Genomic DNA, 20,607 nt, shown 5'->3' with positions numbered 1-20,607 from the left:
AAAAATTACATAATCTGAAATTCCAATAGCCAATATCCGTACCCAAAACTGAACAAGTTATTTTTAGGAGGCTGTTTATTAGTTCTCACAAAGCATAATTGAGCACATAATTTAATAGGAAAACGAATAAACAGGAGAATTGCGATGACAAACCATTATTTAGATTTATTAGCTCACTTTGGAATAGGCGGAGCTCATCCAGGAGGATTTGAACTGAGCAAGCAAATTTTCGAACAACAACATTTAGAAAAGAACCATCATGTTTTAGACATTGGTTGTGGGACTGGACAATCGTCCGAATATCTTCGGGAAACATATGGATGTGAAGTCACCGGAATTGATATCCACCCGCTTATGATTCAAAAAGCCAATGAACGAAAAACGGATGTCACATTTTTAGAAGGAGATGTAGAACATCTTCCCTTTACGGATCACAGCTTTCAATTTGTCTTCACAGAATCCACTCTGAGTTTCACAACTATACCACGAGCGCTCAAAGAGATTAATCGTGTCCTTACACCTAATGGTACGGCTCTATTCTTGGAAATGACCGCCGAGCCTTCTCTTCCTGATCCATTAAAAAAGCAGATCAAGGACCTCTATCATATTCAAGACATTTATCTGGAATCACAATGGAAGGAAGAAATGAAAGCCGCTGGTTTTTCAAACATTGAGTGCCTAGATATTCCATCGAATTTAAAAGAGAGCCCTCTTTCCGATATGAAAATGAGTCCCGTCATTCCAGAACCCTTATATGAGCTCTGGGATCTGCACGTAGAACTTGTTGAAACCTGCAAGGAACATTTAGGATTTCGCATATACCGTTGCTGTGAATTTTAAACTTATAAGAGAATGTTCTTTATATATAATGAGATGATGCGATAACTCCCCTCTTTATTAGAGCGGAGTTATTGGCATTGTTCTTTTTAAAAGTTGAACCTCCCACCATAAAGTATTAACTTCGTGGTGTGACAAATGTAGACTCTCTAATAATTTCTTCAGTAGACACATAGAACAAGTCTTCCATTTTTCGAAGCCCCTTCTTCCTGCAAAATGCATTCACAAGATGATAGGCTGCATTGTATCCCATCCACTTTGGTGGTCTTCCGAATTTATTTCCATACATCAGTTTCATATTTTTTTCATGGTCTTTGGAATCTAAAACCTGGGAAAGATATTTGTGCCAATAAGGCTTCATTTCATTTTCCTTAAAAACGGACGTCCATGGCGCCATAAATTCTTCTCCATACATACGTTTCACAGCTTGTTCTGCAGTCCCTTCTAATACAAGCAACTCGTCAAAACGAAGATCTTCTTCAGATAGCCCTTGCGTAGTCATCCGACACACATGATGATACTCATGTGCCAATATGGCTTTGAGTTCATTTTCACTATGCGTAGCTGAAAGGAATAGAAAAACAGCTCCTTTAATAGCCAATCCATTCCTGTTCTTTTCCTGTCTTTTATCATAGCCGCGTGTGATTGGAAACACATAGATCGGGATTTCCGGCCCTTTCCATTGCTTCTTTAGCTTCAGAAATTCTCCTTCAATTGTCTTCCAGATTTCTTTTTCCCTCATGGATTCTAACAACGTTTTAATCTTTCGCCATTCTCCAGGTTGAAACAAGCCATTTTGTTGCATGTGATATAGAACTTCTTCAGGAGTTGAAGAAGGGAAATGCTTACTGATCGGTTCACCAATCTTCTTCAGTTGAGAATCGTAAAAATCAGAAGACCGCTTCTCTTCACACTCTTCCAGTAACTCTTTGATCCACTTATCCGTTTGGATCACGCTCATATAGCTCCCCCTTTTCCCTTGGTTATTAACCTAATCTAGGGATTCTGGCCAAAATGTCTAGTCCAATCAAGACCCTCTCGCATACGTTATGACTACATACTGATATGTATATCAGGACAGAAAGGAGGATATGTATGTCTCATCACATGTATGATCGTTGTTGCCGTTATAAAGGCAGAGTAGTCCGCTTAGAATCAAGAGGTAGAGTTCATGTTGGAGAAGTCACACGAGTTACAAGAAGTCATGTGTGGATTCGACCTACTGGTGGTCCAAGAGGATTAGGATGGGGATATTACGGATTTGGATATGGAGGATTTGGCGTACCATTTGCACTTGGTGCTATTACTGGTATTGCCCTAGCAGGAGCCTTCTTATGGTAGTGGTTTGGGCTTAAGCCCAATTGCAAGATATTTTCATCAGATTGGGAATGCACCTACACACCTTTTTCCTAATTCCATATGATGAGATAGTGTAAGGTCCACAGAGTGGATTTATACAACATCTAGTAAAGAAAGGAGAGGTTTGTATGTCATACGGTTGTGGTTATGGCGGTGGCTATGGCGGCGGATACGGTAGCAGCTTCGTATTAATCGTTGTATTGTTCATCTTGCTTATTATTGTTGGAGCTTCTTTCGTTTACTAATTTTCCTTACACCTGACCTCAATTCCAGGTCAGGTTTTATTTTTGTAAGAATGACTTTGGCCCTAACAGAATAAAGGCCATCCACATATAGTAACAAAGTACCTTACTGTAGAAAGGAGTTGAGAATATGTCTGGAGGATACGGCGGAGGTTTCGCGTTAATTGTTGTGTTATTCATCTTGCTTATCATTGTCGGAGCAGGAGCGTTTAGCGGAGGATACGGATACTAAAATACAATCCGAGAACCTCCTTTTCTAAGGAAGTTCTCGGCATTACAAAATTGGAGGTGGCCACGATGCCATTAAAAATTTGCTTATTTCCTGGCTATAAATACTGTGGCCCAGGATGCAAGGGACCAGGCAAACCAGTAAATGCTGTTGACGCAGCATGTAAAGCTCACGATGAATGCTACGAACGATTTGGCCCTAGTTGCGAGTGTGATCAACAGTTCATCAAACGACTTGCCGCTTTACAAAACCCACATACACAAGAAGGGCGACACGCAAGAGCCATGTACAACTACATGAAATTTCAGAGCTTATTTACATGTAAATGGTGAGGCAAGTGAGCTGTCAGCTCCAGAACACTCCTTAAATCTTCAATCACTACATCCGCTTCTTCTAACTCACCTTCTTGGGAAAAATCAAACTTACACCCTACAGCTAATAAATTATTAGCCTTTGCTGCACGGATATCAGACCTACGATCTCCCACGACCAAAGCCTCGGAAATGTTATGGTCATTCATAATCTTATGTACTAAATCACTTTTATCCCCGGAGTTTATAACTTGAATGCTATAGACACCTGAAACCCAGTCATTTAAAGCGAACTGATTGGCAATGGTATGTAAGTATTCTTCTTCCCCATTACTTGCAATAAACACTGAGATAGATCGATCGGTTAACTCTTGTAATACATGGTTTGTATAAGGATACAATTCTCCCAAACCGTTACGTATATTTTCTATTAAACTTTTTTGAAACCATTCATTAGCCCGTTTCTGCTCGACTTTTGTGTGGTTAGGTAAGAGCGTCTCCCAGACAACAGGAAGGGAGACTCCCATAATCGAACGGTATTGCTCCAAAGGTGTTTCATCTTCCCATAGATCCTCTTCACGTAAACGTTGAAACGTATCTTCTAGAGATGGTTCTAATATGAGATCTGTCTGAAAAAGCGTACCGTCCATATCAAATATTACAGCTTCGTTCATAAATATCCTCCTTCAATCGGCTCTCCCATGGACCTTCGAATATATTTAGGGATCATGACTACTTGCGCATTCAAGTCTACAGGACCGTAATTTGGATCAATACATTCTTCCCAATAAGCTAAGTGAAGCTGATCAATTTCATGTTGAGAATCAGTAACATCAGCTCCATTCTCCCCTTGTACAGAATACCAATACAAGTACTCATCCCCGTCCACTACTTCTCTAAAAATAGTTTCCACGTACATTTTTTCATCTTGAAGTGTGAGCAAAACCTCTTCTATACGGTTATTCAAAAGCTCCATCCAATCATCGACTACCCTTGACTTTCCCTCTTTAACTTTGAATCTTGTACATTCAACGTTCATGATATCCCCCTTTTAATAGGATGAATTTACCATAAAATTTGATAGCTGTCTAATTAGATTAAGGAAAATTCCTTAACTACCTACTTCAACCTTAACATTCTCCGGATTTACAAGTGTGAATGTAATCTTTTGGGACATTTCAAAACCCGGCTCATAAATAGCTTTAAACATTTTAGATCCATCTTGTTCTTTTAGAAGCTCTTGGAGGTTAGCGTAATTTTCTGTAGGAAAGCTAAAGGATACAGGCAGCTCTTCTGTTAATTTTTTAGCTTGGGATACCCGGATAAGCCGACTGACTGCCTCTTCTCCTTTTATTCGAACAGATTTCGTATACGTATATGTTTTAGAGTGGTCTTTCTTCCACCCCTCTTCTTCAACAATACGCACGCCCTCTCCAGGTTCTACTTTAAATTCAATTGGCTCTGCTTCCCAATTGTTCTTTGTTTCACTTATCCGAAACGTCATCTTAGGTATGATTGTTACTCCTGTCGGCCCTCCTCCATAGAGAACTTGCTTTTCACCCTCATGTGCTTCAAGCATGTAAAAGGTTTCTCCGTCCTCCGACCACTCGTTGTACGTTCTTAAAAGGTCTTGTTCATTTAATGGAGATTGTGTAGGTTCATTAAACACTTTTTCTGAAGTGTCGATCGTCTTTTGTTGAGGTTCCATAGCAAAGATAATAAAAAGGAGGAGTAATGTAAATGTGGCGGTAACTGTAATTCTTTTCATACGGAACTCTCCATTCAATAGTTTTATTCACATATTTTACCACTGTTTTCAGAAAAGTTCTTCCTCTCTCACCCATTTTCTTGTAAAATATAGACAACTTTTGTTGGAGGTGGAACGATGAATCATCCGATCCATAATGAAATCGGAACTGTCTTTATCCCTGTAAAGAACATTGAAAAAGCACGTGACTGGTATTGTGACATTTTGGGATTAGCTGCTGATGGTGATATCGTATTCGGTCACTTGTATGTATTGCCGATGAAGAGCACAGGAATTGTATTAGATAGTAAAATATATTCCTATGAAAACGTTTATAAGACGGCACCTTTTCATTTGAATACCAAAGATATTCAGAAAGCCTATTCTTATATGAAAGAAAAGAGAGTCACTCTTACATCAGAAATCCAACATGATCATTACTTCACCTTTCAAGACCCTGACGAAAATCACCTAATGGTTTGTCAGTGTTAACCTTATACCCTTCCTAAAGGATGGGGTGTTTTTCATTTTAGCGATTAGCTACCTCTCTATATAGACGAACAAATCATGCCAAAAGTTTCAAAAAATCTAGTTTTTTCCATAAAAAAAGAGCTCCCCTCATAGGTCAAGCTCTTTTCCTAAGCATGTATTTGCACACTGAAGATCGTCTTCTTGGTTCTGTTTGTTGTACCTATTCATCCTTCATCTTAAAAACTAAAATTCCAATAACCATTACTAGTAAACCAGCTAATTTCGTAAAGCTAAAAGGTATTACCTCACTGCCAAATAACCCAAACGTATCAATAATGAGTGCCAATAATAACTGGGCTACTAGAACAATAGAAACCGCATATGCAGGCCCGAGAGCTCTAATCCCTCTCATAATGCTATAAACAATACCAACTCCAAACAGCCCACCTGTCATATACAGCGCATTTACCTTTTCTAAATGGAAAAGAGAACCCTCGCCAACAAGCAAGAAGACAGGAATGGCAACGGCAAGACCGACAACAAATACTAATGTCGTCGTAGCCCACAATCCAAAGCGCTCGCTCACCCTTGAATTAAATACAGTTTGCAAACTAATAAACACACCTGCAATTACGGAAAGGATAATCCCTTGCATATGTCTACTCCCCCTGTTACTCGTATATATTGCCGTGAGCACGCTCGCGTAGCAAGTCGTGGTCCTTTATGTATATACGTTTACTTTTCTTTTCAATAATACCTTCTTCACACATTTGCTTAATCACACGATTTAAATGCCTATAACTTGTACCTATCAGATCTGCTATATCTTTTAAGTTTGTTGTCTTCATTTCTTGATAGAATAACGTACTCTTCTCAGTTGTAGCAGTCGAAAGGAAGTAGCTTGCCAGACGGGTCTCAACAGAATTTAAATGATTCAGAGTTGACGCATTTGATTCTGTATAAAATTTATGGGTAACTTCTTCTAGAAGAAATTGAAGAAATGGCGGATGGTCATAAGCTAAACGGGTGATATCTTCATAAGATATTCCCATTAAGTCTCCTTCTGTTACCGCTTCTACCGTATTGAAAACCAGGTTCTTCTTTAAGTACTCAACATCCCCAACAATATCTAATGGATTTTTAAATCGTAATAACCTTGATCTCCCCTCAGTAGAAACCGTGTAGATCTTTAATTTCCCTTTTACGAGAAAATACATTTGATTAAGTTGCTCTCCCTCTGTGCAAATCGTCTCACCCTTTTCAAAGTGGTATAAACGAATCCTTTCTTGGAGAGCATTTGGAAATGTATGCTGAAGTTCATGTTGTTCTAAGAAACCGTGAATTAACTGGCGATCCATCACTTGTCTCATTCAAACACTCCTATAACTTAAAAATAATGATACCTAAAATCATAATGGCGATACCAGCGACTCGGTTCAAACTAAAATGAATCTTTGGCACCCCAAACAACCCTTTTGAATCTATTAAGAACGCAAACATTAGTTGCGACACTAACAAGAGTGATACGGCAAAACTTGCACCTAATAAGGAGATCCCCATCAATTCACCAAAAACGATTAAAACGCCAAAGGCTCCTCCCAATAAGTACATTGGCTTCACTTCTTTAATTTGCTTCACATGACCGTCTCTTGCAAATATGAATATCGTGCCTGATAGTAACAATCCAACGATATGAACAATAACAGTTGTATGCCATACTCCAATCGTTTCTCCAAGACGCGCGTTAAATACACCTTGGATCGTGATAAAAAGTCCAGCTATTAATGAGAATAAAATCCCTTGCACATCGATAACCTCCAAACGTTGTTTTCACCTCTCTTATTAAAGTACAACAAACAACATCATCAAAAGGACATATGTCCCAAAAACACCTAAAAAAATATCACAGCAATTCATTACCGTGATAAAGCGTGCCAGACACCAAGTAGTGCTTTAAAGCACAAAAGGAGGTGGGTATCGTTTAGCTGTTGGTCACACTAAATGGTACCTGCCCTCCTTATTTTACGTTTCTATTGTGCTTGAGATTTCTACGCCTTTTAAAGCTTGTGTGGCAAGTCGGTCTGACTCTTGGTTTTTCTTACGAGAGACTGCTTCATACTCTGGCTTTAGGTGTAAGCTTTGTAATTTCTCTTCAATCCGATCTGACCACCTTGATAATGTATCCTCATAGCATGGCCATTCATCAAGAAGCTGATGGATGACTACTTTAGAATCTCCTATAATTTGAATGGGCATATGATGAACTCCGAGTGCTTCAACTTCTTGTAACCCTAAATGGAGGGCCGCATATTCAGCTTCATTATTAGACTCTAATTCTTCAACACGAGCATTTTTTCTTAATCGATAGGCCTTACCATTCTGTTCATAATAAACCACACAACCGAGTCCAGATACCCTTGATTGCAGGTCAAACCCTCCATCAAAGTAAACTGTAATATTGTGAGGTTCTGTTTCGTATTCCTTCATATATTCTTTTAGTTTCTTCATGTCCCATTCTTGTTCATAAGCATCGATAAACTTCATCGATTTCACACGGCCTGTTCGCTCAAAATCTTCAGCAATTAAAAGCGCATGTGCTCCTTGTATCAATTCTGAAGAAAATGCTGCTTCTGCTCCTGTTGGAGTTTTATACACGATTTCTATATGTACTTTCATATTGACTCTCCTTTACCTTTTATAGATGATTACCGTTTCATTGACCGTTCGTTATAGCATACCCTAAACCATTCCTTATGTATTCTTGATCAAGAATAGTGTTTCTTGTTACGTTTACAAACACATGTATACCCTCTTAAATTTTGTCTCAATCTCTTTGAATTTTATGAGACCTCTCAACACTTGTTGATGGTCGCACCATCCGAATTATATAATAAACACTACTATTACAGTATGAGGAGATCGAAGAATGACTAATTTACAAGGACAAGTTATCATCATTACAGGTGCCAACAGAGGACAAGGAAGAGCGATTGCAGAGCACCTTGTTTCACTTGAAGCAAATGTAATCGTTGGAGCAAGAAACTTAGAAGACGCACAAACAGCCGCTACAAAGATTGGAAAATCGGCCTATCCTGTTCAGCTAAACGTTACTTCAGAAGACCAATGGCAAACAGTGGTCCGAGATGTAATTAAGAAATTCGGTCGAATCGATGGCCTTGTAAATAATGCAGGGGTCCTTATCCGAAAACCTTTTACAGAAATGGCAATGAGCGATTATCAACAAATGATCCAAGTTAATCAATTAGGAGTATTTCTTGGCATGCAAGCTGTCATTCCACAAATGAAAAAACAACAAAAAGGGGCAATTGTGAACAATGTATCCATCTCATCCTTTGCTCCCATTCGTAAATCATCTGCCTATGCTGCGACTAAAGCAGCTGTAGTTGCTATGTCCAAATCGGCGGCAATTGAATTAGGACCAGAAGGTATTCGCGTCAATATGGTGCACCCTGGAGGAATTGAAACGGATATGGCAACTGGTGGTCAAGGAGTACCAAGTTTTTATGAATCCGTCCCGCTCGGTAGAATTGGACAACCGGTTGAAATCGCAAAGGCTGTTGCTTTTTTAGTTTCTGACGAGAGCTCTTATTGTACAGGGACAGAGATTGTAGTCGATGGCGGTATGACGTTAGGAACCTCTGATCAGTAAACACTCTATACGTAACTAAAAAAGGATCTGGCAATAGCCAGATCCTTTTTACTTTCTATGCTTTCTTCTTTTTACGTCCAATCTTACTTAATGCTTCATACACAACAGGTACGATGAGGAGTGTAAGCAGCGTTGAGCTTGCTAGTCCTCCGATTACGGTAATACCTAGTCCCTTACTGATGATTGAACCACCTTCAAAGCCTAGGGCTAATGGTAATAGAGCCCCTATTGTAGCAAGTGCTGTCATCAGGATTGGTCGAAGGCGTGTTGCTCCAGCATCTAGTAAGGCTTCACGTGTAGAAATGCCTTCTTTCTCTCGCTGGATCACACGGTCAATCAATACGATACCATTTGTAACTACTATACCGATTAGCATAAGCGCACCGATCATAGCGGAAATACTTAGCGTTTCCCCACTTACTAACAGACCAAGTACGGCCCCGATAATGGTAAATGGTAAGGAGAACAGAATAGCAAATGGCGCTAATGCACCTCCAAAGAAGATGACTAGAACTACATAGACAATCGCAATAGCAGCAAGCATCGCAATACCCAACTGACTAAACGACTCATTAATATCCTCTGTAACTCCGCCGATCTTCAGTTCAATTGTAGCTGGATGCTCAATTTTATCTAATTCATTCTGAACATCAGCTGATACAGTACCAATGTCGTCTGTAGTGGCTTTAGCACTAACGTTTGCATAGACTTTGCCGTTTTGACGAGTGATTGTATCCTCTGTTGTTCCTTCTTCCACCTCAACAAGTTCGCTTAGAGGAACGGATTGACCTAGTGGTGTTTGGATTTCTTTATCCGTTAGTTCATCAATATTGTTATATTGATCTTTCTTCACTTCCAGGTAAACTTGAAGCTCTTCTCCATCTTCCTGGACTGTTGTAACTTTTGGTCGTTCACGGTCAGGACTTAATTCCATACCAATTTGACCAGCTGTTAAACCAAGTTCACTTAATTTCTCCTGGTTAGCCACGAGGGTATATTCTTCATACGACTCAGAAAGACTTGATTCAGGATCACGTAAATTTTCTTGGTCATTCAAGATTGTTTTTACATCTTCAACATATGGCTTGATATCATCCATATTCTCTCCGAACACTTGAACTTGAATGTCACTGCTTGATCCTGTAGCTGAGAAGTCTTGACTCGACCATTCTCCTTTTTCTGTCATAGCTTTCAGATCATCAGTAACCGTTTGCTTTTCTTCCTCAAAGTTTTCCGTGTCTTCATCATATTCGACAAAGAAAGCGGCTTGATTGCTCACTCCAGGGTTCATAGGGTTTTCTCCACCCACAGAATACTGAATAGTCTTAACGCCTTCACGATCTTTAAAGTATTCATAAGCATCTTGTGCTGTCTCTTCTACGTCTTCAATTGTTTGACCTGGCGCCGGACTATACGTTGGCATAACCATCTTCTCACCTTCAGAAGGTAAGAAACTCGTTCCAACTAAAGGAACAAGAGCAATACTTCCAACAAGAATCGCCACCGCTACAATTGAAGTAATAATTTTGTGATTTAATACACTGTTTAAAGCAGAGCGGTACCATTTTGCTAACTTACCAGGTCCTTCATGATGACCTTTCATCGCTTGTTTCTTATTCAGCAGTGAATGAGACATCATCGGTACGATTGTAATGGCTACAACTAGAGAAGCTAGTAACGCAAATACGACCGTTAATGCAAATGGTAGGAATACTTGCCCGACTACCCCTTGCACTAATCCTAGTGGAAGGAATACCGCAATGGTTACGATTGTAGAAGACAAGATCGGCATAAACATTTCTTGCGTAGCAGCACGAACCAATTCTTTGCCTTCTAGCTTTTCATCCTTTAAGGACATTCGTCTGTATATATTCTCTACAACTACAATTGAATCATCTACAACACGTCCGATGGCAACTGTCATGGCACCTAATGTCATAATATTTAGCGTAATTCCCATTTGATTTAGTATCAAAATAGCAATTAGCAAGGATAGTGGAATGGATACGACTGAGATCAATGTTGTTCTAAAGTTGCGTAGGAACAACAGAATGACAATGATTGCAAACAAACCACCAAATAGTGCTTTATTCAACATCGTACTAACAGATTCTTCAATTGGTTCACCTTGGTCGAATGAATATACAAATTCAACACCATCAAGGTTCTCTTCGAATTCATCAGCTCGGTCTTTAACCGCATTTACAACATCTACTGTATTCGCTTCCTGAGATTTGACAATTTGGATGGAGATTGAATCCTCTCCGTTGGTACGAGAAATGGATTCTGCTTGCCCTACAATCTCTAATTCTGCAATTTCTTGTAGCTCAACAGTCGGGATACCTTGTGCTTCCGCGCTACCTTCTGCAGCAGCATTCCCTTGCGGAGCAGCTTGAGGTTGTTGGCCAGCTGGGGCTTGTTGAGCTGCTTGTGATGAAGATCCTTGAGATTGGGATGGTACCATCGGGATCTGTAATTGTTTCAAATCTTCTATAGTAGCAATGTTTCCGTCCATCACAACAGATTTTTGCGTATCATCAAAGTTATATAACCCTAATGGGAAGGTTACGTTTGAACCTTTTATAATATTTTGTACGGTTTCTTTGTCCATACCACGCTGTTCTAGCGCTTCATCATTAAAACTCATTTGTACTTCTTTAATTTGTTGACCTGATACTTGAACAGAAGCCACACCTTCTAGCCCTTCAAGCTCAGGAATGACCAAGTCTTCAACAGTCTTAGTGAGATCTTCTAGACTTCCCTCTCCATTTAGAACGCTCATACTTATTACTGGAAATGCATTAAAGTTAATGCGTGAGACGTCTGGATCTTGAGCGGATTCTGGTAACTGCACAGAACTTACAGCTTCTTGAAGTTCATCTTCTGCTTCGTCAAGATCTTTACTATAGCTGTATTCCAGCTGCAAATTTGATGCATTTTGGAATGAACTTGAGCTAACTGTTTTCACACCACTCAGGTTCTGCACCTGCTGCTCAATAGGCTCCGATATTTCATCCGCCACTTCAGCTGGTGTGGCACCTGGATATACAGTTGTTACCGTAATAATCGGAGGATCAATGTCTGGTATTGTTTCTAACTTCATGTTTAATCCCGAGTATAAGCCTGCCAAAGTAATAATAATGGTCATCAGCCATACAGCAAACTTATTGTTCATCGAGAAATTAATGATATTCTTCAATATTTATATCCCCTTTCCATCATAAGAACAAGCTCGTTGACTAGTTAGTCAGTACGATATACAATATACATGACCAGTCAGTCAGAGGTCAAGAAATAAATGCTGCTTCCTAGATAAAAAGGGAGGATCTCATATGGATCAAAAGAAAGTAAACATAATAGAAAATGCTATTAAATTATTTGCCCAAAAAGGTTTCAGTTCTACATCTGTTCAAGAAATTGTGAACGCAAGTCAAATTTCAAAAGGGGGGTTCTACCTCCACTTTAATTCTAAGGATGAACTATTGCATGAGCTTTTTGAATACTATTGGCTTCGTATGCAAACACGTATCAACGAAGTATCATCAAAACCCTTAGATCCAAAAGAAAAATTTACAGACCAGCTCAAGGTTACAATAGAAGAAATCGCTACCCACCGCGACTTCATCATTATGCAAGTAAGAGAACAAGCCATCCCCTTTAATGATACAATTGAACATTTCATCAGAAGAATGCGCTATCATTCTATTTTATTTTACAAGAATCATTTGCTAGGCATATACGGTCAAGAAATAGAACCTTATGTATGGGAAGCGAGCGTAATGGTACAAGGCATTTTGAAGAGTTACATGGATTTAATAATTGTCGATAATGTCGAATTTGATTACTACTTATTAGCACAGTCAATTACAAACAAGATCGATTCTCTTATTGAAGGATACAAACAACAAAATGACCCACCAGTCATTACTGAAAAAATCGTCCAACAACTGACCCCTTCTTCTTACGATTTCAACCACATAGAAGAGCTCATAGATCAATTAGAAGTGATCTCCACAAGTGAACCTGAGCCAGACATAAAAGAAACCGTAGAAGTATTGTTACAAGAATTAAAGACTTCTTCTCCAAGGAAGGTCATTATTACAGGGATGGCTCACCACTTAGAAAAGTACGAGCGATATGGAGATCTAGCTTCTTTACTTAGGGCTTACTTTATGTAGAGGGAATCTTAGGAGGGGTTCCTTTTTAGTTTGAGCAACAATAAAAAAGAACTTTTCCCTAAGAGAAAAGTTCTTTCAATACCATTAACTCCCTATTAATCTGAAGAACCTTACAACGATCTACTTCATAGTATTTCAAAACGATAAAAGTATTCAAAACCATAACCCCTTTTTCACATGGCTCCACTTAGCGATCTTTATCGTCACCTTCATCCTCTTCCTCTTCTTGTTCATCTTCCTGGCGTTCTTCATGGAACTCCTCATTTGATTGACCCGTAATATGATCAAAGGGGGTATAATAATTATCGGGGCGTTCCTTTTTTATCATAACTTTGTAGACCACAATTAATATAAGGGCTACCGTGATAAGTACAAATAGTGAAGAAGAAAACACTAAATAATTCAACTCAACCACCTCTTGTTATTTCAAGAAATCCACATATATTCAATAGAAATGATCAGTAGTGCTTTTTTAACTCAAAACATTCAATTCTATTACTACATTCAAGACACTACTCTTCATATGTTCCCTCTTGACTTAAGTTCAACGTATTACCGTTTATGATCAAGGTCGTGTCACTCTCCCATTCAATAGCGACGCTGTTGACTCCTTCTTCATAGTAAACCCTTTTCTTAAACCAAAGTGGCCCGTCTAGCTCTCCTGTTACACCAAACGATCCTGTTGCTCCTGCATCAAAACTGTAGAAGTCGATTGAATGGTTATGGTTAGGTGAACTTACTGTTTTTAAGTATTCATTCGTACCTACGTCCGAGAAAAAGGAGGTAAATGCAAGAACTATAAGTAAGGAGAGTATTAAAAGGATGGCCATAAAAAGCGTTATCCAACTTCTCATTTTAGTCTTCCATGCCCTCCTGTCTTGAAAGCCTATCACGCCTAAAGCAAAAACTAGTAAGCTAATCAGTAGGAGAATATAAGTTGGCGGGGCTAATAGCCAGGTATTATTCAGATGTGAATAGAAAGAGTAGATTCCGGTCACTGAGCAAATGAGGGTTAAATAAAAGGCCCATTGATTACTGTGTTTAACCACATTGCTCCCCCTTTCTGTTCATTAGGAATTTTACATGTATAGGTTGCTTTAGAATAAGCAAGTTCAATATTGACATAAAATTACAGTTGCTTCTAATTACCTTGTCTCTAAATCTTTCCACTGCGTATAACTATGATAAGTTGTACCTGCAAACCCTTCTGCTTTCATTTCTTTATAATAGCGTCTGACTTCAGCTAATTCATATTCCATTTCTAAGTATGTTTTGTCGTCGAAGCTGACATAGTCTAAGTAATGGGGCTGCAATTCCACACCGATCTCTACTTTGGAGGAGTTTGCATGTAGCACTTCATTTTCAGATAGGGAGGTAATGCTATTAGAACCTAAAGCTGTATTTCGATAGGCCATTACGGTTACATAATCTTGACGATCTATCATATTTTTATAAAAGTCAGGGTCATACGGGGCTACACTTGGGCCGTCTGTCCAAAATGGCAAATCACTGCCGACAATAAATCCGTTATCCTTTGCATAATCAACATATATCTGTGATGAATTTGACCACTGATTGACTACATTCTCCCGGTCCGTATCCCACTCATCCAAAACGTGGGGTTCTATGTCAAAGTGAATCCCTTTGAACTGCGCGGCTTCTGTCACTTCACTGTTATAGGACATCACTCGGTCCATTCGATGTTTGCCTTCCGGGATATTCTTTTCTAACCCCCAGTGTGGTGCTCCCATTAAAGCATGAACTGTGATCCCCAATTGATCCATACTCGATATAAAATAAGGATAATGGTCTTCAACTAATGGGTTATAATGAAGATATACATGGTTAATGTGATGACTGTCTAAAAACTGAATGGTTTCATTTGGTCGTTCTGACACAGCTTTGCTGTCCCAAAGCCATACGCTTTTTCTTGACTTGTTTTCATTTAAGGCATCTTGAATAGCTTTTGAGTACGTATTAAATTCACTCGTTTGTTCTTGGTTTGTTAAAGAGGCAAGTAAGCTTAAATCTCCCCCTGAAAAGAATGCTCTGGCCTGCGCTTCTGTATATGTAATGGAAACTTCTTGACCCATATCGGAATTCACAACGGAGTTTACGGAAAAGCCGCTTCGTTCTAAATGTTTGTTCAGCATGTTTACTAAACGTTCATTGCCTCCCTCAATCGTCGTTTCAACCACCTGACCTTGCACCCCTGTTATTGAAACGACTGTACTCACCTCACGAGTAACAGATGGTTCTGTTTCAATAGTAGGAGAAGATGCTGATACATTGACTACACTGTAGTGATTGTAGATCTCCCCTGCAGCACTCTGAGCGAGTAATGAAGAAACAGGCAAAAGTTCTCCCTCTTCTTTACCATTGATAAATACTTCAGATCCTAGATCAACATAAGAAAAAGCCCAACAGCTTTCACAAATTACCTCATCCTTTGTGGCAACATTTCCTTCACCAAACACTGTACCGCCTACCCAAATTCCTAAAATCACGCTTAACGCTAGTACCACATGCACCTTAAATTTCATAGATTGCTGTCCCTTTCGATGTTTAGACTTAATTTTTTTATCGAACAAAATAAGACTATTTTGAGGCGTATGGATGTAATTCCTATTTTAGACCCATAAATGAGTTATCCACCCCTATTTACAAAGGTAAATCAACCTACGCAATGGAATTATATGTTAAACTATAAAAAACTCTTTTAGAGGTGATGATGGATGGATTTTTTACACTGGTATGATTGGATTACTCCCACAAACCCACAAGCTTCATTATTTTTAGGTATAATCATCACACTTGTTATTGGCATTTTCGTTTGGTTTGACACCAAGAAGCGTTCTACTGTGGTTTTGACAATTGTAACAGGAGTTACCGTAACTAGCTTAGGAGTCTTCTTCCTGAGATGGTTTGGTTTTTATATCTAACCCCCCTCCTTATTGCCCTTAAAATTACAAAAATATTCCTTAAATTGATTGACTATTAGCTACCTAGACGATATAGTTCAAATAGTGATATATCATTTAATGATATAAATTATTCGACAAGGGAGCTCTTTTATGGCAAGAGGCGAGACATTTGAAGCTGGTGAACTAACCGATACTTCCTTCTACATTTTACTTACTCTTCAACAAGCAAGACATGGGTACCTCATCATGCAGAAGATTGAGGAACTAACGAATGGATTGGTTTCAATTGGACCAGCTTCTATGTATACAACAATTAGAAAATTACTTAACGCGGGATTGATCAAACAATACGGGGAAGGTTCAGGTAAGCGTAAGACCTATATCGCGACTGCTTCTGGGGTTCATCTTCTAAAGAGAGATATAAAGCGACGTGAAAGTATGCTAGCCCATGCTAAACTCATGTTTAATGAGGAAGGAGAACAATAAATGAAAAGAACGAAATATGTCATGAGCGGAGGACTTGCCTTTTCAGAGGAAAAAGATTTAGAAAAGCTCTCCTCTCTATCTAAAAAAGGTTGGATCACTAAGAAGCTCGCACCATTCGGATACGTTTTGAAACGAGGGGAGGCGAGACCATTAATCTATGCAGTTGATTACCGCAAAGATGCAGATGAAGATTATTTCGCTTATTTCGAGGAAGCAGGCTGGGATCATATATCCACAGCAGTGAATTATATCCATTTGTTCAGTGCTCCAGAAGGGACAAACCCAATATACACAGATCAATCAACGATTATTGAGAAGTATGAAGCGGAGAAAAGGATTATGGGTAAAGCTGCCTTGCCAACGCTACTCATTACGATTGCCCTATTCATGCTCTATCCATTGAGTAACTTAGATTGGATGGCAGATATATTTGGTGAAGTTGGTATTGTATTAGGCTATGTATCTATGATCGTTCTCGTCTTTACCGGGATGCCTTACCTCGGATTTAGAAGAAAAGTTCAAAAACTACGAAAATCATAGCAAATATCACTTTAATTTATTTGCTTTAGAATAATGACGAAAGAAGTATAGGTAAGCAAAAAAACGCTCAGATACATATCACTATCATACCTGAGCGTTTTTATTATCCTATATTCTATTCAATATGACGTGAAATAATTGACTACCCCATTAGCCGTACTCTTTACAAACTCTTCTTTATGCGCCTCATCTTGGATAGCTGAAAGATCAGACCAATTAGATAGGAAACCAATTTCAATTAAAACAGAAGGGACCGTGTTCATTCTGTTAACACGGTAATGCGTTGTCCCATCTAATCCACGAGGGCTCTCACCAAACACTCCTTTGATCTCGGACCAAATCGATTTGGCTAAATCTTCGCTTTTTTCAGGGTAATCATTCTGCTCACCTTCATCACACCATTCTTCTGATGTGTCGCAAGGGGTCGTATTATAAAATAACTCTGACCCGCTAACAGAAAGATCATTAACACTATTAGCATGAATGGATAAGAATATGTCGGCATTGTGTTCAGCTGACAGATCAGCACGGTCATCTAATTCAACATATACATCAGAATCCCTGGTTAAGATGACAGTTGCCCCCATTAATTCAAGCTTCTGTTGCAAATCCTTTGAGTACTCAAGGTTTATATCTTCTTCTTGGGTTCGACCGTCAATTGCTAATGCTCCATTGTCATTACCACCATGACCTGGATCTAAGATGATGGTTTTCCCCTCTAATAGTTGACCATTAGTAGACTCTTTTATGTAGTCGGTGTGCGCCCAACCTTCATTTCCATTATAAGAAACATAAGCCCATTCTCCGCTATATTTCGTAATGATGACTCGAGTCCCATAAGTTACTTGGTCTTTTACATATTCACCAGGCGCGCTACGTATGTTGAGTACATCAGCTGTTACAAAACCTTGTGTACTTTCATTCAAGATGTAATCAGAATGAACCCAACCTTTTGAGGCACCATAGCTGACATAGTACCATACACCACTAGTTTTCAAAATGGAGACAGTCGTACCTTCAGCAATCTGGCCTTTTAAGGTCCCGCTTAATGTAGGTTCAGTCCTTACGTTAAGATAATCCGCAGTTACTGTTCCACTCCTAATGGTATCAAGTTCCTGAGTACTTTCATCCTTATAAACCCATGAAGGACCTAAATAAGTATTTACTTTATACCAATTCCCTCGTTGTTCAACAACGTCCATTGTGACAGGTTTGGCTGCTCCAATTTTCGTGCTTTTATCAGGAGATTTATATATGTTGAAGATTTCTGTGAACGAAACTTTTGCAATTGACTCGTGTTGAGTGGTTTCTTTCTTGACCCAGGTAACGCCAAGGTATGTATGTACTTTATACCAGTCCCCTCTTCTTTCGAGTACATCCATACTTGTAGGTTTAGCTGCTCCTACTTTAGTGGAAGTGTCTGGTGACTGATAGATATTGAAAATTTCATCAAAACTTACTTGACCAAGATCTTCGTTTTCATCGATATAATTCATACTTGACCATCCAATTAAATCTTCAAACTGAACCCTTGCCCAATCGCCTTTTCTTTCAAGGATTTGTACTTCGCTGTTGTCTTCTAAGGATCCAATGATTGCTCCGTCAGTAGGTGCCTCTCTTACATTTAACGTGGATGTGGAATCCACATCTACTGTTCCGGTTTGAGCTGCCACATTCATTACAGGGTTTAGTAACAAAGTAACGCCGAGTGCCGTTGATGTTATAATCTTTTTGTAGTTCATGCCTTACTCCCTTTCCTCTATTTATCTATGAAATTACCTTTTTTTATCTCTGCAGGAAATTCCAAAGACCCCCTCTCTATATAATGAAAGATCAAACAAAAAGGAACAAGACCTAACAGCAAATTTTGCAAAATTAAATTTATTCAGCATAATACATATAGCTACTTATTCAGGGTTTACGGGAATTTCAATGAGTAAAAAATTAAGCTAACAATAAGCGCTTGAGGAAGACTTTCAAGGGGAGCATAGGGTGGAGAAAAGAGTAACATCTAAGTAAGGGGTTAATAGAAAATTAAAAAGCTCTCTATTCACATGAATAAAGAGCTCATCCAATAATTAGAATAATGGAACTGGCACACTTTGTGGTTCAACAACTCCTGCTACTAGAGCAGCAACGATTAAGAAACCTACCATTTTTTTCATAATTTTACACCCCTTGTTTCATTTTACTCCAATCAGGAATTAAATCAATGAAAATTTTTACAACTTCAGGGTGAAACATTGTTCCATCGTTTTTTTTCAATTCCTCAACGGCTTCGTTCACGCTCATCGCTTTACGATAGGGGCGGTCTGTAGTCATGGCGTCAAAGGCGTCTACTACACTTACTATAGAAGCTAACGGAGAGATTTCATCTTTGTGAAGGCCTTTAGGATACCCTTTCCCATCATAGCGTTCGTGATGTTGTTCAACAATTTGTGAAGCCATATTCATATAGGGACTATCAGTTTCTTCCAATAGTTCTTTGCCGTATATACAGTGCCTTTTCATTTCTTGCCACTCTTCTGCTGATAAAGGCCCTTCCTTTAGCAGGATAGACTTAGGGATTTTAATTTTCCCGACATCGTGAAGATACGAAGCATAGTTCAATGTACACATATCAACTGGTGAAAGCCCCATTCTTTCCCCTATTAACATAGACATTTGCATAATTCGTTCGCAGTGATCAGCCGTATATCCATCTTTAAGCGCGACTTCTACCGCTAGCTCTTGATTTTCTCTCAAAAGCTCCGAAAAGAACTGAAAAACAGGTTGTGAAGATATGTAAATAAATTCAGTTTGCTCTAGTGCTGAAAATATAAATCCATGTTGAACAGGCGATGCAGACAAGACATCACCAGGTGATACCAACTTTGTTTCCCCTTCTATAGTTACCTTCATTGATCCTCTTACGATAAAGATACTCTCAGACGCCGTCCCTCCTTCTTGTGGTTGCATCGACCATCTTGCTCCCTCTTCTAGCAAGTGATGAATGACTTCCGTACCATCACCGGTTGCAAGTAACTTCACTGTAAGCCCTTTATAGCGAACAGTTTCAATCGGGTTGTCAATTGATGTCAGGTATTGGTTCAAGGTATCCCTTCTTTCTTTCGTTCTATTAATACGTACTTACAGTATAGCAAAAAACAGATGGCCTCTTATAGCAACGTACGCACACTCTCTATTTCATAATTACTTATACTTGCAAGCTTTTGAACAAAGTTTAAACTGTTGTGTAGTAACCTATAGGTATGTAAAAACCAGTCGAAATCTGTTTTTTAATCCAATTTCACTCTACCATTATTAGTCTAGCGTTTATTTTATTTATCGGCTTCCCTTAAAAAAAATAAACTTTTTTCTGGTATAAAATGTGCTTACACTAATGGTCTCCCCTAATCACCAGGTAATAAACTAAAAATTCTCTAAGATCCTAATTTCTGAGTTAACAGAGACCTTCTAGAGGGATTCACAGAAACAGCAAGTGATCAATCGAGTAGGAGGAGGTGACTAACCTCCGTCCTCTCACACCACCGAGCGTACGGACCCGTACTCGGCGGTTTCCCTAAGTTTGACGTAGAAATTTATATCGATGAGATAAACTACGAAGCCCTAG

At 39.0% G+C, this 20,607-nt stretch carries 25 protein-coding genes; 11 read left to right on the top strand and 14 right to left on the bottom strand.

Annotated elements, in window-relative coordinates; translation table 11 throughout:
• The first annotated feature begins 144 nt into the window (after positions 1 to 144).
• Positions 145 to 840 carry a class I SAM-dependent methyltransferase gene (locus tag IEW76_RS17765; protein WP_188655774.1) on the top strand — a complete coding sequence of 232 codons (696 nt, stop codon included), beginning with the start codon at positions 145 to 147 and terminating at the stop codon, positions 838 to 840.
• 115 nt (positions 841 to 955) lie between these two features.
• On the opposite strand, the gene IEW76_RS17760 is transcribed toward IEW76_RS17765, so the two are convergent.
• Positions 956 to 1,798: a DUF2268 domain-containing putative Zn-dependent protease gene (locus IEW76_RS17760; protein WP_188655773.1), complete on the bottom strand. Its 843-nt coding sequence runs from the start codon at positions 1,796 to 1,798 to the stop codon at positions 956 to 958.
• A 134-nt stretch (positions 1,799 to 1,932) separates the two neighbouring features.
• On the opposite strand from IEW76_RS17760, the gene IEW76_RS17755 reads away from it, so the two are divergent.
• The 4 genes from IEW76_RS17755 (at position 1,933) to IEW76_RS17740 (ending at position 2,999) form a co-directional block, all read left to right on the top strand.
• Complete coding sequence (locus IEW76_RS17755; RefSeq protein WP_188655772.1) at positions 1,933 to 2,178, top strand: hypothetical protein; 246 nt, start codon at positions 1,933 to 1,935, stop codon at positions 2,176 to 2,178.
• Between the two features lie 146 nt (positions 2,179 to 2,324).
• The gene (locus IEW76_RS17750) at positions 2,325 to 2,441 is read left to right on the top strand and encodes a YjcZ family sporulation protein (RefSeq protein WP_084599432.1); all 117 of its coding nucleotides are present in this window, start codon (positions 2,325 to 2,327) and stop codon (positions 2,439 to 2,441) included.
• Between the two features lie 127 nt (positions 2,442 to 2,568).
• The gene (locus tag IEW76_RS17745) at positions 2,569 to 2,670 is read left to right on the top strand and encodes a YjcZ family sporulation protein (protein ID WP_084599434.1); all 102 of its coding nucleotides are present in this window, start codon (positions 2,569 to 2,571) and stop codon (positions 2,668 to 2,670) included.
• 65 nt (positions 2,671 to 2,735) lie between these two features.
• Positions 2,736 to 2,999 (top strand): phospholipase, encoded by a 264-nt coding sequence (locus IEW76_RS17740; RefSeq protein ID WP_188655771.1) that lies wholly within the window; start codon positions 2,736 to 2,738, stop codon positions 2,997 to 2,999.
• On the opposite strand, the gene IEW76_RS17735 is transcribed toward IEW76_RS17740, so the two are convergent.
• From IEW76_RS17735 to IEW76_RS17725, 3 genes are all read right to left on the bottom strand, one after another.
• The gene (locus IEW76_RS17735) at positions 2,972 to 3,652 is read right to left on the bottom strand and encodes an HAD family hydrolase (RefSeq protein WP_188655770.1); all 681 of its coding nucleotides are present in this window, start codon (positions 3,650 to 3,652) and stop codon (positions 2,972 to 2,974) included. The genes IEW76_RS17740 and IEW76_RS17735 overlap by 28 nt on opposite strands.
• Positions 3,649 to 4,017, bottom strand: a complete 369-nt coding sequence (locus IEW76_RS17730) for a DUF6176 family protein (protein WP_188655769.1) — start codon at positions 4,015 to 4,017, stop codon at positions 3,649 to 3,651. The genes IEW76_RS17735 and IEW76_RS17730 overlap by 4 nt, the downstream gene beginning before the upstream one ends.
• Positions 4,018 to 4,089: 72 nt before the next feature.
• A complete protein-coding gene (locus tag IEW76_RS17725) occupies positions 4,090 to 4,746 on the bottom strand; it encodes a hypothetical protein (RefSeq protein ID WP_188655768.1) in 657 nt (218 codons plus the stop codon).
• Between the two features lie 117 nt (positions 4,747 to 4,863).
• Here IEW76_RS17725 and IEW76_RS17720 point away from each other — a divergent pair, with 117 nt between their 5' ends.
• Complete coding sequence (locus IEW76_RS17720; protein ID WP_188655767.1) at positions 4,864 to 5,217, top strand: VOC family protein; 354 nt, start codon at positions 4,864 to 4,866, stop codon at positions 5,215 to 5,217.
• Positions 5,218 to 5,416: 199 nt separating this feature from the next.
• Here the strand turns inward: IEW76_RS17720 and IEW76_RS17715 are convergent, their stop codons facing one another.
• The 4 genes from IEW76_RS17715 to IEW76_RS17700 form a co-directional block, all read right to left on the bottom strand.
• Positions 5,417 to 5,851, bottom strand: a complete 435-nt coding sequence (locus IEW76_RS17715) for a DMT family transporter (RefSeq protein WP_188655766.1) — start codon at positions 5,849 to 5,851, stop codon at positions 5,417 to 5,419.
• 16 nt (positions 5,852 to 5,867) lie between these two features.
• A complete protein-coding gene (locus IEW76_RS17710) occupies positions 5,868 to 6,566 on the bottom strand; it encodes a Crp/Fnr family transcriptional regulator (RefSeq protein ID WP_188655765.1) in 699 nt (232 codons plus the stop codon).
• Between the two features lie 10 nt (positions 6,567 to 6,576).
• On the bottom strand, positions 6,577 to 7,002 hold the full coding sequence (locus tag IEW76_RS17705; RefSeq protein WP_188655764.1) for a DMT family transporter: 426 nt from the start codon (positions 7,000 to 7,002) through the stop codon (positions 6,577 to 6,579).
• Positions 7,003 to 7,218: 216 nt separating this feature from the next.
• Positions 7,219 to 7,872, bottom strand: coding sequence for a reverse transcriptase-like protein (locus tag IEW76_RS17700; protein WP_188655763.1), 654 nt, complete (start codon positions 7,870 to 7,872; stop codon positions 7,219 to 7,221).
• 250 nt (positions 7,873 to 8,122) lie between these two features.
• On the opposite strand from IEW76_RS17700, the gene IEW76_RS17695 reads away from it, so the two are divergent.
• On the top strand, positions 8,123 to 8,866 hold the full coding sequence (locus IEW76_RS17695) for an SDR family NAD(P)-dependent oxidoreductase (protein WP_188655762.1): 744 nt from the start codon (positions 8,123 to 8,125) through the stop codon (positions 8,864 to 8,866).
• 55 nt (positions 8,867 to 8,921) lie between these two features.
• Here IEW76_RS17695 and IEW76_RS17690 read toward each other — a convergent pair whose 3' ends face one another.
• Positions 8,922 to 12,065: an efflux RND transporter permease subunit gene (locus IEW76_RS17690; protein WP_188655761.1), complete on the bottom strand. Its 3,144-nt coding sequence runs from the start codon at positions 12,063 to 12,065 to the stop codon at positions 8,922 to 8,924.
• Between the two features lie 133 nt (positions 12,066 to 12,198).
• Here IEW76_RS17690 and IEW76_RS17685 point away from each other — a divergent pair, with 133 nt between their 5' ends.
• Positions 12,199 to 13,044: a TetR/AcrR family transcriptional regulator gene (locus IEW76_RS17685; protein ID WP_188655760.1), complete on the top strand. Its 846-nt coding sequence runs from the start codon at positions 12,199 to 12,201 to the stop codon at positions 13,042 to 13,044.
• Between the two features lie 187 nt (positions 13,045 to 13,231).
• On the opposite strand, the gene IEW76_RS20875 is transcribed toward IEW76_RS17685, so the two are convergent.
• From IEW76_RS20875 to IEW76_RS17670, 3 genes are all read right to left on the bottom strand, one after another.
• Entirely contained in the window at positions 13,232 to 13,450 is a 219-nt protein-coding gene (locus IEW76_RS20875) for a DUF3951 domain-containing protein (protein ID WP_229721293.1), read from the bottom strand.
• Between the two features lie 106 nt (positions 13,451 to 13,556).
• The gene (locus tag IEW76_RS20870) at positions 13,557 to 13,898 is read right to left on the bottom strand and encodes a DUF5412 family protein (protein ID WP_229721292.1); all 342 of its coding nucleotides are present in this window, start codon (positions 13,896 to 13,898) and stop codon (positions 13,557 to 13,559) included.
• 291 nt (positions 13,899 to 14,189) lie between these two features.
• The gene (locus IEW76_RS17670; protein WP_188655758.1) at positions 14,190 to 15,587 is read right to left on the bottom strand and encodes a poly-gamma-glutamate hydrolase family protein; all 1,398 of its coding nucleotides are present in this window, start codon (positions 15,585 to 15,587) and stop codon (positions 14,190 to 14,192) included.
• 192 nt (positions 15,588 to 15,779) lie between these two features.
• Between IEW76_RS17670 and IEW76_RS17665 the strand changes: the two genes are divergently transcribed.
• The 3 genes from IEW76_RS17665 to IEW76_RS17655 all read left to right on the top strand — a co-directional run bounded on the left by IEW76_RS17665 (position 15,780) and on the right by IEW76_RS17655 (position 16,994).
• Positions 15,780 to 15,986 (top strand): hypothetical protein, encoded by a 207-nt coding sequence (locus tag IEW76_RS17665; protein ID WP_188655757.1) that lies wholly within the window; start codon positions 15,780 to 15,782, stop codon positions 15,984 to 15,986.
• A 132-nt stretch (positions 15,987 to 16,118) separates the two neighbouring features.
• Positions 16,119 to 16,454, top strand: a complete 336-nt coding sequence (locus IEW76_RS17660; RefSeq protein WP_188655756.1) for a PadR family transcriptional regulator — start codon at positions 16,119 to 16,121, stop codon at positions 16,452 to 16,454.
• A complete protein-coding gene (locus IEW76_RS17655; protein WP_188655755.1) occupies positions 16,455 to 16,994 on the top strand; it encodes a DUF2812 domain-containing protein in 540 nt (179 codons plus the stop codon).
• Between the two features lie 119 nt (positions 16,995 to 17,113).
• On the opposite strand, the gene IEW76_RS17650 is transcribed toward IEW76_RS17655, so the two are convergent.
• Positions 17,114 to 18,736, bottom strand: coding sequence for an N-acetylmuramoyl-L-alanine amidase family protein (locus IEW76_RS17650; protein WP_188655754.1), 1,623 nt, complete (start codon positions 18,734 to 18,736; stop codon positions 17,114 to 17,116).
• Positions 18,737 to 19,163: 427 nt separating this feature from the next.
• Positions 19,164 to 20,087: an HD domain-containing phosphohydrolase gene (locus tag IEW76_RS17645; protein ID WP_188655753.1), complete on the bottom strand. Its 924-nt coding sequence runs from the start codon at positions 20,085 to 20,087 to the stop codon at positions 19,164 to 19,166.
• Positions 20,088 to 20,607 lie beyond the last annotated feature (520 nt).

The organism is Pontibacillus salipaludis (assembly GCF_014642405.1).
Taxonomy (GTDB): Bacteria; Bacillota; Bacilli; order Bacillales; family BH030062; genus Pontibacillus; species Pontibacillus salipaludis.
This window is presented reverse-complemented; position numbering and strand designations above follow the sequence as displayed.